This window comes from Methyloceanibacter stevinii (genome assembly GCF_001723355.1).
Lineage (GTDB): Bacteria > Pseudomonadota > Alphaproteobacteria > Rhizobiales > Methyloligellaceae > Methyloceanibacter > Methyloceanibacter stevinii.
The window spans coordinates 204,289-217,591 of record NZ_LPWE01000013.1 but is presented as its reverse complement, the minus strand read 5'-3'; the positions used below and the strand labels follow the sequence as shown (position 1 = coordinate 217,591).

General features: G+C 63.2%; 17 protein-coding genes. 10 read left to right on the top strand and 7 right to left on the bottom strand.

What is annotated here, in order from left to right; translation table 11 throughout:
- Positions 1-2: 2 nt before the first annotated feature.
- Positions 3-359 (bottom strand): hypothetical protein, encoded by a 357-nt coding sequence (locus AUC70_RS18945; protein ID WP_425283604.1) that lies wholly within the window; start codon positions 357-359, stop codon positions 3-5.
- Here AUC70_RS18945 and AUC70_RS13155 point away from each other — a divergent pair.
- Both AUC70_RS13155 and purB read left to right on the top strand, forming a co-directional pair.
- Complete coding sequence (locus AUC70_RS13155; RefSeq protein ID WP_069445275.1) at positions 359-850, top strand: hypothetical protein; 492 nt, start codon at positions 359-361, stop codon at positions 848-850. The two genes, AUC70_RS18945 and AUC70_RS13155, sit on opposite strands and share 1 nt — an antisense overlap.
- A 71-nt stretch (positions 851-921) precedes the next feature.
- Positions 922-2,217 carry an adenylosuccinate lyase gene (gene purB / locus AUC70_RS13150; protein WP_069445274.1) on the top strand — a complete coding sequence of 432 codons (1,296 nt, stop codon included), beginning with the start codon at positions 922-924 and terminating at the stop codon, positions 2,215-2,217.
- A gap of 30 nt (positions 2,218-2,247) precedes the next feature.
- Here the strand turns inward: purB and AUC70_RS13145 are convergent, their stop codons facing one another.
- The 3 genes from AUC70_RS13145 to AUC70_RS13135 all read right to left on the bottom strand — a co-directional run bounded on the left by AUC70_RS13145 (position 2,248) and on the right by AUC70_RS13135 (position 4,150).
- Entirely contained in the window at positions 2,248-2,799 is a 552-nt protein-coding gene (locus AUC70_RS13145; RefSeq protein ID WP_069445273.1) for an SH3 domain-containing protein, read from the bottom strand.
- Between the two features lie 192 nt (positions 2,800-2,991).
- Entirely contained in the window at positions 2,992-3,750 is a 759-nt protein-coding gene (locus tag AUC70_RS13140; RefSeq protein WP_069445272.1) for an HpcH/HpaI aldolase family protein, read from the bottom strand.
- A gap of 70 nt (positions 3,751-3,820) precedes the next feature.
- Complete coding sequence (locus tag AUC70_RS13135) at positions 3,821-4,150, bottom strand: DUF1476 domain-containing protein (RefSeq protein ID WP_069445271.1); 330 nt, start codon at positions 4,148-4,150, stop codon at positions 3,821-3,823.
- Between the two features lie 307 nt (positions 4,151-4,457).
- On the opposite strand from AUC70_RS13135, the gene purC reads away from it, so the two are divergent.
- The 8 genes from purC (at position 4,458) to AUC70_RS13095 (ending at position 10,753) form a co-directional block, all read left to right on the top strand.
- On the top strand, positions 4,458-5,228 hold the full coding sequence (gene purC, locus AUC70_RS13130) for a phosphoribosylaminoimidazolesuccinocarboxamide synthase (protein WP_069445270.1): 771 nt from the start codon (positions 4,458-4,460) through the stop codon (positions 5,226-5,228).
- A gap of 39 nt (positions 5,229-5,267) precedes the next feature.
- Positions 5,268-5,513, top strand: coding sequence for a phosphoribosylformylglycinamidine synthase subunit PurS (purS, locus tag AUC70_RS13125; protein ID WP_045366549.1), 246 nt, complete (start codon positions 5,268-5,270; stop codon positions 5,511-5,513).
- 60 nt (positions 5,514-5,573) lie between these two features.
- The gene (gene purQ, locus AUC70_RS13120) at positions 5,574-6,263 is read left to right on the top strand and encodes a phosphoribosylformylglycinamidine synthase subunit PurQ (RefSeq protein WP_069445269.1); all 690 of its coding nucleotides are present in this window, start codon (positions 5,574-5,576) and stop codon (positions 6,261-6,263) included.
- Positions 6,260-8,485 carry a phosphoribosylformylglycinamidine synthase subunit PurL gene (purL, locus tag AUC70_RS13115; protein WP_069445268.1) on the top strand — a complete coding sequence of 742 codons (2,226 nt, stop codon included), beginning with the start codon at positions 6,260-6,262 and terminating at the stop codon, positions 8,483-8,485. The genes purQ and purL overlap by 4 nt, the downstream gene beginning before the upstream one ends.
- Before the next feature lie 51 nt (positions 8,486-8,536).
- The gene (locus tag AUC70_RS13110; protein WP_069445267.1) at positions 8,537-8,773 is read left to right on the top strand and encodes a BolA/IbaG family iron-sulfur metabolism protein; all 237 of its coding nucleotides are present in this window, start codon (positions 8,537-8,539) and stop codon (positions 8,771-8,773) included.
- 23 nt (positions 8,774-8,796) lie between these two features.
- Positions 8,797-9,147 carry a Grx4 family monothiol glutaredoxin gene (gene grxD, locus AUC70_RS13105; RefSeq protein WP_069445266.1) on the top strand — a complete coding sequence of 117 codons (351 nt, stop codon included), beginning with the start codon at positions 8,797-8,799 and terminating at the stop codon, positions 9,145-9,147.
- Positions 9,148-9,311: 164 nt separating this feature from the next.
- Positions 9,312-9,944, top strand: coding sequence for a DUF1326 domain-containing protein (locus tag AUC70_RS13100; RefSeq protein ID WP_069445265.1), 633 nt, complete (start codon positions 9,312-9,314; stop codon positions 9,942-9,944).
- 155 nt (positions 9,945-10,099) lie between these two features.
- Positions 10,100-10,753 carry a DUF2182 domain-containing protein gene (locus AUC70_RS13095; RefSeq protein WP_069445264.1) on the top strand — a complete coding sequence of 218 codons (654 nt, stop codon included), beginning with the start codon at positions 10,100-10,102 and terminating at the stop codon, positions 10,751-10,753.
- Positions 10,754-10,821: 68 nt separating this feature from the next.
- Here the strand turns inward: AUC70_RS13095 and rpsD are convergent, their stop codons facing one another.
- From rpsD to AUC70_RS13080, 3 genes are all read right to left on the bottom strand, one after another.
- Positions 10,822-11,439 carry a 30S ribosomal protein S4 gene (gene rpsD / locus AUC70_RS13090; protein ID WP_069445263.1) on the bottom strand — a complete coding sequence of 206 codons (618 nt, stop codon included), beginning with the start codon at positions 11,437-11,439 and terminating at the stop codon, positions 10,822-10,824.
- A 215-nt stretch (positions 11,440-11,654) separates the two neighbouring features.
- On the bottom strand, positions 11,655-12,332 hold the full coding sequence (locus tag AUC70_RS13085) for a hypothetical protein (RefSeq protein WP_141702126.1): 678 nt from the start codon (positions 12,330-12,332) through the stop codon (positions 11,655-11,657).
- Between the two features lie 95 nt (positions 12,333-12,427).
- Entirely contained in the window at positions 12,428-13,249 is an 822-nt protein-coding gene (locus tag AUC70_RS13080; protein WP_069445261.1) for an RNA methyltransferase, read from the bottom strand.
- Positions 13,250-13,303 lie beyond the last annotated feature (54 nt).

The window sequence follows — 13,303 nt, the reverse complement described above, 5'->3', positions numbered from 1 at the left end:
GCCTAGCTGGTTTTCGGCTTTTTCGCGGCGGCGAATTCGGCCTCCAGCTCTTCTTCGAGCCGCACGAGATCCTCGGGCAGCGGCATGCCGAAAGCACGCATCTCATTGAGCTTTTCGCGGACCTGCTCATAGAGCTCGTGGCGATCCTCGGGCTGGTTTTCCATCTGGTTGATCAGCAGCGCGAGTTCTGCCTTGAGGTCGTCGAATGCCATCAGCTTGTCGCCTTTCTCTTTTCTCGGGGGCGGATCGGACCACAAAGCGGAAAGAGCGGCAAGCCTGGGTGCGCGCATCCATTGCAGTCCAGCCGTTTCCCTTGCATATTCCCCCCTGCAATCGAGCGGTTGGAGGGGAAGCTGCAATGGAAAAGCTGACATTCAGCAAAGTGGTCGGGTTCATTCTCGCGGCGGCTTTCGCCATCGTGATCGGCGTGTCCACGTGGGCCCTGATGGTCGGGGACTATATGAACACCAGTCTCGTCAACGAGCAGACCCAGCACTCGGTTCGCATTGTCGGCTTCGCCGGACTGCTGGCGGCCCTGGTGGCCTGGTGGTGCCAGCGCTTCGTGGCCCATCGCGGTTTCTTGATCCGGATGCTGTTCGCCCTATTCATCTTCCTGGTGGCTTTCTGCAGCTTCGGCGGCTTCCTGCGCTTCGCCTATATCCACGCCATTTATCCGAGCCAGGTGGACTGGTCGCTCGCCGGCCTCTATGCCTCTTCGCTCAATGACTTCTATACGTTCCTGCTCGACATGCTGCTTCCGCCGCGGCTCGGCTTCATGGCGCTCGCGATCGGCGCCGCGGTCTACATCGCGCTGTTCGGCATCCGCGAGCCCCGGACGGTTGAACTCTAGGACGTAAGCACTCGGCCCCTCTCCCGCCCTCCGTGGGGGTCGAGCGGGGCCTGAGAAAGGCCTGAACCCTTATGATCCCGCGCTACAGCCGCTCCCAGATGACGGACATCTGGGAGCCCGAGAACAAATTCCGCATTTGGCTCAAGATCGAGGTCACGGCCGCCGAGGCCATGGCGGAGCTCGGCCTCATTCCGAATGAGGCCGCCGAGGCCGCCAAGGCGCGCGGCGGGTTCGACATCGACCGGATCGACGAGATCGAGCGGGAAGTGAAGCACGACGTGATCGCCTTCCTCACCTCGGTGGCCGAACATGTGGGGCCGGAGGCGCGCTTCCTCCACGCCGGTCTCACCTCCTCCGACGTGCTCGACACCTGCTTCAACGTGCAGCTCACCGAGGCGGCGGACATTCTCATCGCCGATCTCGATGCGCTGCTCGCGGCCCTCAAGAAACGCGCTTACGAGCACAAGGACACGATCACGGTCGGCCGCAGCCACGGCATTCATGCCGAGCCAACGACTTTCGGGCTGAAGCTGGCCCAGGCCTATGCCGAATTCACCCGCAATCGCGAACGCATGATCCGGGCCCGCGAGGAAGTCGCCACCTGCGCCATCTCCGGCGCCGTCGGCACGTTCGCCCATGTGGACCCGCGCGTAGAAGCCTATGTGGCCGACAAGCTCGGCCTCCGGCCCGAGCCGATCTCGACCCAGGTGATCCCCCGGGATCGCCACGCGGCCTTTTTCGCGACGCTCGCGGTAATCGCCAGCTCGGTCGAGCGCGTTGCCACCGAGATCCGCCATTTGCAGCGAACCGAGGTCCTAGAAGCCGAGGAGTTCTTCTCGGCGGGGCAGAAGGGTTCTTCCGCCATGCCCCACAAGCGCAACCCGGTCCTGTCGGAGAACCTGACCGGGCTCGCCCGCATCGTGCGCGGCTATGCCATCCCCGCCATGGAGAATGTGGCGCTATGGCATGAGCGGGATATCTCGCACTCCTCGGTCGAACGCATGATCGGGCCGGACGCCACTGTCACACTCGACTTCGCGCTGACGCGGCTAACAGGCGTCATCGAGGGGCTGGTGGTGTACCCCGAGCACATGCAGGCCAATATGGACCGGCTCGGCGGCCTCATTCACTCGCAACGCGTGCTGCTGGCGCTGACGAATGCGGGCGTGTCCCGCGAGGACGCCTATCGGCTCGTGCAGCGCAATGCGATGAAGGTCTGGCAGGAGAACAAGGACTTCCTGACCGAGCTCTTGGCCGATCCGGATGTGACGGCGGCGCTGTCGGAGGACACGATCCGCGATCAGTTCGATCTCGGCTATCACACCAAGCACGTCGAGGACATCTTCGCCCGCGTGTTCGAGGACTAAGCGCGCCTTCGGCGCAGTCGCGTCACGGTGCTACTCGGGATCTCTCAGGGCCGCGGCGGCGGCCTGCGTGTTGACGTATCCGACCGGGGTGTCGTCGTAGTAGCCGCCGCCCCCGCGGAAAATATTAGGCACGTAGCGGTAGCGGTCCCGCTCCTGGGCCATCATGAGAAAACGCTTGCGATAGAATTTGGGCGAGATCGCCGTGTAAGGCGGCATGTCGAAATACCAGTCGGCCTTCGAGTAATAGCCGGACCGGTAGGGATACGCCGGGAAGATCGGCCAAACCTCGGGCTCAACCAATTCCGCGTAATCCGCATAGCCGAGCGCCAGACCGCGCTGGCTGGCATACCCCTTTCGCCCGCGCCAGATCACGCCGCACCAGCCGTCGCGGCAGCCCTTGACCTTGACCGGCGAACCGGCGGGCATCGTGGCGATCTTGGCGTAACCGGTGCCGGGACCATCACGCAGGTTGAGAGCCGTGGCCGTGGCTGCCTCGGTCGCTTGGGCAGAGCCCGAAGCCAAGACGCCTGCCCCCAGCACGAGGCCAATCAATCCAGCAATGACGGTCCGCAAATAGCCCATTCGATCCACCCGTTTCGCTCGCACACGAGGCGAGTCTCAAGCCGACATAGTGGCATAGGACTCTTGGGAATTCAGCCTTCGTCGTGGCCTTGCGGACACTTTGGCGCGCGCCTGGTGCAAGGATGCAACGGTCGGCGCGGAATGCTGTCCTCGTGATTCTGCGAATCCTGTGAGGCGGTTGGCTTGGGGCGCCTAAGAGGTTGATTCAACCGCCGCCAGGGTGGCCGCAGCCGCCGAAGCGAGCCAGCCGGTGTCGGTGCCGATGGCGACAACGTCCCAGCCTTCCTTGATCCGGGGCTTGGCGAAGTCGATGTCGTTGCAGAAAACGAGGGTCATGACGCCGTGCTCACGAGCCTTGGCCAGGACCTCTCTGCCCGCCTCCAGGACCTCCTTGGCCCAGATATCGATGCCCCCCGTGAGCGCCACGGAGAGGTCGTTCGGGCCGAAGCAGACCATGTCCACGCCCTTGAGGCCGAGGATGGCATCGAGATCAGCGAGCGCCCCTTTGGTCTCGATTTGGGGGCAGGCAATCGTGAAACGGTTGGCGGTTTTGAAATAGTCCCCCGAGGCGCCGATCTTGGCCCGGTACGGACCCCAGCTGCGGTTGCCGCGCGGCGGATACTTCACCGCCTGAACGAAACTCTCCGCCTCGGCCACATTCTCGATCAGCGGGCACATGACCCCTTGCGCGCCCGCGTCCAGAGCCCGGCCTACGAGGCCTGGATCGTTGTTGGCGACCCGGACGATCGCGGGAAGCCCCGCCGCCTTGGCCGCCGTCAGGCAGGCCAGCATGGTCTCGTTGCCGCCTGCGCCATGCTGCTGATCGATGGTGACGCAGTCCCAGCCCGCTTCGCCGATCAACTCGACGGCGAGCGGGTTGTTCATCATCAGCCAGGCGTTGAAAAGCGTCTGCTTCTTCTTGGCCGCACTGCGGAAAAGGTCCTTGGCCATAGCTCCCTCCCTGGGGCCCTGATCGGGCCCCGACCGGGTCTTGAAGGGCCCTGCCGGACCCGGAGAAGTCTTACGCCTTGGCTTCGGCTTCGATTTGCCGCACCGCCTCGACCATGAGGTCCGCCATGGCGCGGCGGATCTGGTGGTCGGACTGCTCGATCTCTTTGCCGTCGAAATCGCCCCGGATCTTGCGGAAAACGTCTTCCTCGCCCGGCTCTTCCAGGTCGGCCTTCACCACCTCGCGGGCATAGGCTTGAGCATCGTCCCCCGAAAGCCCCATCTTTTCAGCGGCCCAGAGGCCCAGAAGCTTGTTCCGGCGGGCCGTGGACTTGAACTGCAACTCCTCGTCGAGGGCGAATTTCTTCTCGTAGCTCTTTTCGCGATCGTTAAAGCTCGTCATCGGCGCTGCCTCCAAAGCCCCGCCAAACACGGGGCACCGTCTCTAAAATTATGGGGGGAAACCCTGCTTTCAAGGGCGGGTGATACCCAAGAAACCAGTGCAAATCAACAAATCCCGCGAGGCCTGAAAGCCATTGCGCCGCCCCCCGGCCCGTTGTACCCCCTCGCGCCATAGGCTAGTCTCGATACGAGATTTCTAGATCGATTCCAGCGATGGCGATTTGAGACGTGGCGCGCGGCATTGGGGTTATCCCGTTTTGCGCGCGTCGGCGTTTGACAGTCGTGAACAGCTCAGTGAGGACAAGAAAATGAACCGTCGCCGGCGCGTTTACGAAGGCAAGGCCAAAATCCTTTACGAAGGGCCCGAGCCGGGCACGCTCATCCAGCATTTCAAGGACGACGCGACCGCCTTCAACAACAAGAAGCACGACCGTATCGAGGGCAAGGGCGTCCTCAACAACCGTATCTCCGAGTACATCTTCGAGCGGCTGAATGAGATCGGTGTGCCCACCCATTTCATCAAGCGACTGAACATGCGCGAGCAGCTCATTCGCGAAGTCGAGATCATTCCGCTCGAGGTGGTGATCCGCAATGTCGCCGCGGGCTCGCTGTCCAAGCGCTTAGGGCTAGAGGAAGGGACCACCCTGCCCCGCTCGATCGTCGAGTTCTACTACAAGGCCGACGAGCTGGACGACCCGATGGTCTCCGAAGAGCACATCACCGCCTTCGGCTGGGCCTCGCCGCCGGAGCTCGACGACATCATGTCGCTCGCGCTGCGCATCAACGACTTCCTGACCGGCCTGTTCCTCGGCGTCGGAATCCGCCTCGTCGACTTCAAGGTCGAGTTCGGACGTCTGTGGGAAGGCGACCAGATGCGTGTCGTGCTGGCCGACGAAATCTCGCCGGACTGCTGCCGCCTCTGGGACGTCGACACCCAGGACAAGCTCGACAAGGATCGCTTCCGCCGCGACATGGGCGGGCTGGTCGAAGCCTATCAGGAAGTCGCACGCCGGCTTGGGCTGCATACCGAGAACCCGACCCCCGGCCGCAGCGGTCCCGTCCTGGTCCAATCCAAATAGGCGTCGCGAGAGTAAGCCCGAAGACTTGAGAAGGAAGCCATGAAGGCACGCATCACCATAACGCTCAAACCCGGCGTGCTCGATCCGCAAGGCAAAGCCATCGAAGGTGCGTTACATGCCTTGGGCTTCGGCGGCGTCGAGGGCGTCCGGCAGGGTAAGTTCATCGAAGTCGAAGTCGCCGAGAGCGATCCGACCCGAGCCCGCGAAGAAATCGAGCGGATGTGCAAGCAGCTTCTCGCAAACACCATCATTGAGAACTATGCCTATGAGCTCGAGGCGGCGTAACCGGCGCGCCTCGCGCGCAATGGAGACGTTCTCCGCCAGAAGCGAGGCCCTTCGAGACTCATGAAAGCCAGCGTCATCGTTTTTCCGGGATCGAATTGCGACCGCGACGCGGCTGTCGCCTTGGAGCGCGCCATGGGCGCCGCGCCCAAGATGGTGTGGCACGGCGACTCCGAGCTGCCCAAGAGCGATCTGATCCTGCTCCCCGGCGGGTTCTCCTACGGCGACTATTTGCGCTCCGGCGCCATGGCGGCGCATTCGCCGATCATGCGCGAGGTTGTGCGCCGCGCCGAGGCCGGTACGCCGGTACTCGGCATCTGCAACGGCTTCCAGGTCCTCACCGAGGCGGGACTTCTTCCGGGCGTCCTGATGCGCAACGCCACCCTGCGCTTCGTCTGTAAGGACGTGCGCCTGCGCGTCGAGCGCGACGACACGGCATTCGCCAACCATTACAAGAAGGACGAGGTGGTGCGCATCCCAATCGCCCATAAGGATGGCTGCTATTTTGCCGATCCGGGCACGCTCTATCTCCTGGAGAACGAGGGCCGCATCGCCTTCCGCTACTGTGAAGAGGACGGCGCGATCACCGAGGCGGCCAATCCCAACGGCTCGACGGGCAATATCGCCGGCATCTACAACGACACCGGCACCGTGCTCGGCATGATGCCGCATCCGGAGCGTCTGATCGATCCGGCCCAATCCGGTACGGACGGCGCCAAGATGTTCTCCTCTCTCGTGGAGACTCTGCATTGACCGGGGCGGCGGACGTTAAGCCCGAGACACCGGGACTCTCCCAAGCGCTCGTTGCCGAACACGGCATCAGCCCGGACGAGTACGAGCGTCTTCTGAAGGAGCTGGGGCGGGAGCCCACGCTGACGGAGCTCGGCGTGTTCTCCGTCATGTGGTCGGAGCACTGTTCCTATAAGTCGTCGCGCGTCTGGCTGAAGAAGCTCCCCACATCAGGCCCGCAAGTGATCCAGGGTCCGGGCGAGAACGCCGGCGTGGTGAGCCTTGGCGACGGCCAGGCCGCCGTCTTCAAGATGGAGAGCCACAACCACCCCTCCTATATCGAGCCCTATCAGGGCGCGGCCACGGGCGCGGGCGGCATCATGCGCGATGTCTTCACCATGGGCGCGCGGCCCGTTGCCAACATGAACGCGTTGCGCTTCGGCAGCCCCAGCCATCCCAAGACGCGGCATCTGGTTGCCGGCGTCGTGTCCGGTATCGGCGACTACGGCAACTGCATGGGCGTGCCGACCATCGGCGGCGAGACCAATTTCGACCCCCGCTACAACGACAACATCCTGGTCAACGCCATGTGCGTCGGCCTCGTCGATGCGAACCGCATTTTCAAATCCGCCGCGAAGGGCGTCGGCCTTCCCGTCGTCTATGTAGGCTCCAAGACGGGCCGCGACGGCATCCACGGCGCCACCATGGCTTCGGCGGAGTTCGACGAGAGTTCCGAGGAGAAGCGCCCTACGGTCCAAGTCGGCGACCCCTTCACGGAGAAGCTGCTGCTCGAAGCCTGCCTCGAACTAATGAACGAGGACGTCATCATCGCCATCCAGGACATGGGCGCGGCCGGCCTGACATCGTCGTCCGTCGAGATGGCGGACAAGGGCGGCGTCGGCATCGATCTCAATCTCGATCTCGTGCCCATGCGCGAAGAGGGCATGACCGCCTACGAGATGCTCCTGTCGGAGAGCCAGGAACGCATGTTGATGGTGCTGAAGCCGGGGTCCGAGCCCGTGGCCGAGCGCATCTTCAAGAAGTGGGAGCTCGACTTCGCGGTCATCGGCAAGACCACCGATACGGGCCATTTCGTGGCGCGCCACAACGGCGTCGTAGAAGCGGACATTCCGCTGCCTGCGCTGGCGCACGCGGCACCCATCTACGAGCGGCCCTACGAGAAGCGCGAGAAGCTGCCCACCATCGCGGCCGAGGACGTCACGGCCCCGCCAAGCATCTTGAGCGCGCTGGAGCGCCTGCTCGGTTCGCCGCATCTTTCGTCCCGCCGTTGGATCTACGAGCAATACGACCACATGGTCATGGCCGACACGGTGCAGCGCCCCGGGGGCGATGCAGGCGTCGTCCGCGTACACGGGACCGACAAGGGCCTCGCCGTCTCTTGCGACGTGACCCCGCGCTATTGCGCCGCCGATCCGTATGAAGGCGGCAAGCAGGCGGTCGCCGAATGCTGGCGCAACCTCACCGCGACGGGCGCCAAGCCCCTGGCCATCACCGACTGCCTGAATTTCGGCAATCCCGACGCCCCGAGAATCATGGGCGAATTCGTCGGCGCCATCGAAGGCATGGCGGAGGCCTGCAAGGTTTTCCATTTCCCGGTCGTCTCGGGCAACGTGTCGCTCTACAACGAGACAACGGCGTCGCGATCCCCCCCCACCCCTGCCGTGGGCGGCGTCGGGCTGATCGCGAATATCGCCGACATGGCGGATATGGCGCTGAAGGCTGACGGGGATGTGATCCTGCTGCTAGGCCTCGAGACTGGTCATCTCGGCCAATCGATCTATATGTCCGTTATGGAAGATCGCCTGGACGGCGCCCCGCCGCCCGTAGACCTTGCCAGCGAACGCGTGATCGGCGACCTGGTCCGCGGGCTGATCAAGGCTGACACGGTCAACGCGGTGCATGATGTCAGCGACGGCGGGCTGCTGGTGGCGATTGCCGAAATGGCGCTGGCCGGAAAGCGCGGTGTGGCTCTGGAAGCACCCCCGGAAGGCATCCCTGCGCATGCGATCTGGTTCGGCGAGGATCAGGGCCGATACGTGGTTACGGCAACGCCCGACAAGGTCGACACGATCAAGGATGTCGCAGCCGTCTACAGCGTGCCCGTCCGGGTCCTCGGGACCGTCGGAACGGACACGATGACCGTGCCCGGCGAGGCCCCTCTGCCGCTCGGCATGCTGCGCGCCGCCTATGAAGATTGGTTGCCGCGCTTTATGACGCGGGGATAAGATCGAGGTCCGGCGCTAAATTGTGTGGACCCTAGACTAGGAGTGACTGAAATGGCGATGGCCGCCACGGATATAGAGCGCCTGATTCTCGAGCGCTTTCCCGATGCGAAAATTGAAATCGAAGACCTGGCTGGCGACGGCGACCACTATGCGGCGTCCGTCGAATCCGAAGAGTTTCGCGGCAAGTCCCGCGTGCAGCAGCATCAGATGGTCTATGACGCCCTCAAGGGCAATATGGGCGACGTGCTGCATGCGCTCGCTCTGAAGACTTCCGCTCCCCAGCAATAAACGTTCGAGAGAGGACACCAGCAATGACAGATCAAGCCGTCAACGACTGGATCAACAAGCAGATCGCCAACAACGACATCGTACTCTTCATGAAGGGTACGAAGGCGATGCCCCAATGCGGCTTCTCCATGCAGGTCGCGCAGATCCTGAACCACCTCGGCGTGGACTACGAAGACATCAACGTCCTGGACGACATGAGCGTCCGCGAAGGCGTCAAGGCCTTCTCCAACTGGCCGACGATCCCGCAGCTTTACGTGAAGGGTGAGTTCGTGGGCGGCTGCGATATCGTGCGCGAGATGTTCCAGGCGGGCGAACTGCAGGACATGCTCAAGGACAAGGGCATCGCCAGCAACGCGGACACGCAAACGGCCTAGCCGGCGCACCGCATCCAAGACAGATTTATCGGCCCGGGAGCTTCGGTTCCCGGGCTTTTTTGTCGGCAACACTCTTGCCCGTTTGCCCATCCGAGTTGATTCGATCCGTCGTCGGCCTATGCTCGCTCTTGGACGGACTTCACTCAAACTATGGAGGCGTCGCCATGATCGACTGGGAGTTGAAGGGTGTCGAATTCATCAACTGTAACTGCGACTACGGCTGCCCCTGTCAGTTCAATGCGCGGCCAACCCACGGGGACTGCCACGCGATAGGCGCCTATCGTTTCGAGGACGGTCATTTCGGTGATGTCGATCTTAGCGGACTGAACGTGGTCGGTATGTTTTCGTGGCCCAAGGCCATTCACGAAGGCAACGGAACCGCATTTCTGATCATCGACGAGCGCGCGAGCGAAAAACAGCGCGATGCCCTGCTATCCATCTTTTCAGGCGAGAACACGGAGCCGGGCAAGACCATCTGGAACGTCTTCGCGGCGACCTTCACCGAGGTATTGCCGCCCGAGATTCGGCCAATCCACATCGAGATCGACGTGGAGGAACGGACCGGCACGGTGCGTGTCGACGGTTTCGTCAAAATGGTTGGAGAGCCGATCCGTAATCCGGTGACCGGCGACAAGCACCGGGCTCGCATCGATCTGCCCAATGGCTTCGAGTACTTGATCGCGGAAATGGGAAGCGGCTCCTCCACTGCGCAAGGCCCCATGCCGCTGACGCTCGAGAACAGCTACGGCCAGTTCGCCAACATCCACTTGACGAACAAGGGCGTCGTTCACGCCTAGGGCAGCCACGCTTGCGATGCTTGAAGCGCTTCTCCGGCGGGAAAACACGGTCGTTGCCGGCGCGCTGCTGGTTCTGATTGTTCTGGCCTGGGCTGCCCTCCTAGCCGCGCCGGGACGGGCATGAGCGTCATTGCCATGAGCGGGTGTGGCTGCCTATGACGCTGCCGGCCGGCGAGAGCTGGCCTTGGACCCCCTACTACTGGGTGATCGCCTTCGTCATGTGGGCGGTGATGATGGTGGCGATGATGCTCCCCTCCGCGGCCCCAATGACGCTGCTCTATGCCAAGGTGGTCCAGCGCGCCGATGCGAAAGCCGATACAAAAGAGGCCCCGCTTTGCGTCATCGCGTTCGCCGGCGGGTATCTGACCTTGTGGATTCTTTTCAGCGTGTTGGCTGTCGTCCTTCAGTTCGCACTGGAGCGGGCGGAGCTGATGACGATGATGATGAACTCGCGGAGCGCTGTTCTGTCGGGGGTGCTCCTCATCGCAGCCGGAATCTACCAACTTACGCCGCTCAAGACCGCATGCCTCAATCATTGCCGCGGCCCAGCGGCCTACCTCGCCCAGCATTGGCGCCCCGGCCCAGCCGGGGCCTGGCGCATGGGGCTGGGGCACGGTGCCTTCTGTGTCGGCTGCTGTGCCGTCCTCATGCTGCTGCTGTTCGTCGGCGGGGTGATGAACCTGGTTTGGATCGCCGCCTTGTCGGTCTTCGTGGCGATCGAAAAGCTCGCCCCCTTTGGAGAGGGGCTGGCGAAGGCGGCGGCCGCCGTTCTGATCGCCGCCGGGGCCGCCCTGATCGTCGCGGCCTAACAAATGATTACGGCCTGACACCGGAAAACCGGTGCAGGCCGCAAAATCGTCTGGATGTGGTCCCGCGCTTAGCGCGAATAGAATTCGATGACGAGGTTCGGTTCCATCATCACCGGATAAGGAACGTCCGAGAGCGTCGGCACACGCGTGAACGTGGCGACCATCTTCCCGTGATCCACGTCGACATAATCGGGCACATCGCGCTCGCTGCTCTGGGCAGCTTCCAGCACCATGCCGAGATCCTTCGACTTGTCGCGCACCTCGATCACATCCCCTTCCTTCAAGCGGTAGGAGGGGATCGTCACGCGGCGGCCATTCACTTTCACATGACCATGCGAGATGAACTGGCGGGCGGCGAAGACCGTCGGCACGAACTTGGCCCGGTAAATGGCTGCGTCGAGACGGCGCTCGAGCAGGCCGATGAGCCGCTCGGAGGTGTCGCCCTTCTGGCGCGATGCCTCGTGATAGATGGCCTTAAACTGCTTCTCGGTGATGTTACCGTAATAGCCCTTCAGCTTCTGCTTGGCGCGAAGCTGCTGGCCATAATCCGATAGCTTGCCGCGGCGGCGCTGGCCGTGTTCGCCAGGTCCGTACTCGCGCTTGTTCTGGGGGCTCTTGGGCCGTCCCCAGATATTCTCGCCAAGCCGGCGATCGATCTTATGCTTGGCGTGAATGCGTTTCGTCATTCGTCAAGACTCCAAAGCCAAATCAGGCTTTCCACGGGCGGTCCACGTGCCCGCGTCTGCCGTAAAAACCTATTGATGGTGGTTGATCTGGGACCACCAAATCCGTCCGGCGGTCCGCACTCAGCCCCTAATGGCCGAGCCGAGCCGTTCTGTTACACGGAATACCCGGAAAATGTCAATTCCGCTCTCGAGGTCTGTGGCGGGCCTTCGGCCGATTATTGGGCTCCGGCAGAGGCCACATAAGCGTTGATGGCGGCCTCGACCTGCGCTTTCCGCTCCGGCGGACACTCGGGCGCCGGCGGGAGCACCAGTTTCTGCGCCGGGCCTTCGCCCTCCTCCACGACCTTGTTTTGCCAGTCCGAAGGGGCCGAATCGGGCTCGATCGGTACGGCAGCCTTGCCGGCAAAGAACGACGTCGCGAACAGATGCAGCGTCTCGATCATCACGATTTGCTCCTGAGTCCAGTTCTGCTTCCCCTGCTCGGTTGCCAGCATCGTCCGGAAGTTCGCCTTGCCGAGCTCGGGCAAATCACAGACATCGGCATAGGCGGACCGCGTCGCAGCCTGGATGACACGGCGCGCGGTGTCCATCGGAATCAGGAATTTGGCCGGATCGGACTTGTCGATGTCGACCATGTTGCCGTCGGGGCCCTTGACGCGGTCGGGGATCAGCGTGGACGCGTAGATGGACATCGTGCGCACGCCGCGGTCACTCAGCCCACCCCTTTGGCTGGGTGCCGGCTGCTTGCTGCGCTGTGTGAGTTCCTCTGCAGCGAGGGTCGTCATGGCCGGCTGGCCGTCAGTGGTCTGTGCAGCCGCAAGGGCCGACACTCCGCACAACGGCACCAGGACAGCACCAACCACACCACCAAGCTTTGCCCACGCAATTCTCATCGGACGCCCCTCTCATTATTCTGGCGGAAGCTACCATTGTTGACGGTCATCGCAACAGGAGAAACGGGGCGGAACTGTGACGGTCCGCGACGCGGCTAACCCTTTGATGACGTTGGCCGCCTGGTGAACGCAGAGATGATTCCACGCCATGTGCGGACATCCTGGTCGGTGCACTCCATCCGATGAAACATGTTCCGGATCGAACGGACCATGGTCGGCCGTTTCTCCGGCGGCCGCAAAAATCCGGCGGCGTCCAGAGCCCCTTCCATGTGCTCGAACAGGCCGAACAGCGCGGCGCGGCTTGCGGGAACCGTTCCCGGCGTCGCCAATCCTTCCCGGGCCGGACCGTCAAACGTCGTAGCCCGGCCGAGGGCTTCCGGGTTGCTTCCCTTCATCCACTCGTAGGCGAACAGCAGGACGGCCTGCGGCAGGCTGAGCGAGGCGAAGTTCGGATCGACCGGCGCGGTGATGATGGCGTCGGCCAACGCAATCGAGTCGTTGTCGAGACCGTTGCGCTCGCCGCCGAACATGACCGCGCAACGCTCGCCGGATTGCGTCCGCCTGCGGAGCGTCGTCGACGCCGTTTCGGGGCTGAGCACCGGCTTGATCATCTCGCGGGGCCGCGCCGTGGTGGCCGCAACGTAGTTGCAGTCGGCCAGGGCCTCTTCGAGCGTCTCGAAGACCGTTGCTCCGCTCGCGATCGGCTCCGCCACCGCCGCGGCGGCAAGTGCTTTCTCGTTGGGCCAGCCGTCGCGCGGCGCGACCAGCCGCAGATCGTGCAACCCAAAATTGCCCATTGCGCGGGCGGCGAAGCCGATATTCTCGCCGAGTTGCGGCTTTACCAGCACAATCGAAGGGGGCGTCGCACCGGCGCGCTCTTTCGTCGGCTTGTCGACCGGGTCATTTGTTTCCATCATGGCCGGACGATGCTACAGGGAGCCCCGGCCCGCAATGGGCGGCGGCGCATTGCC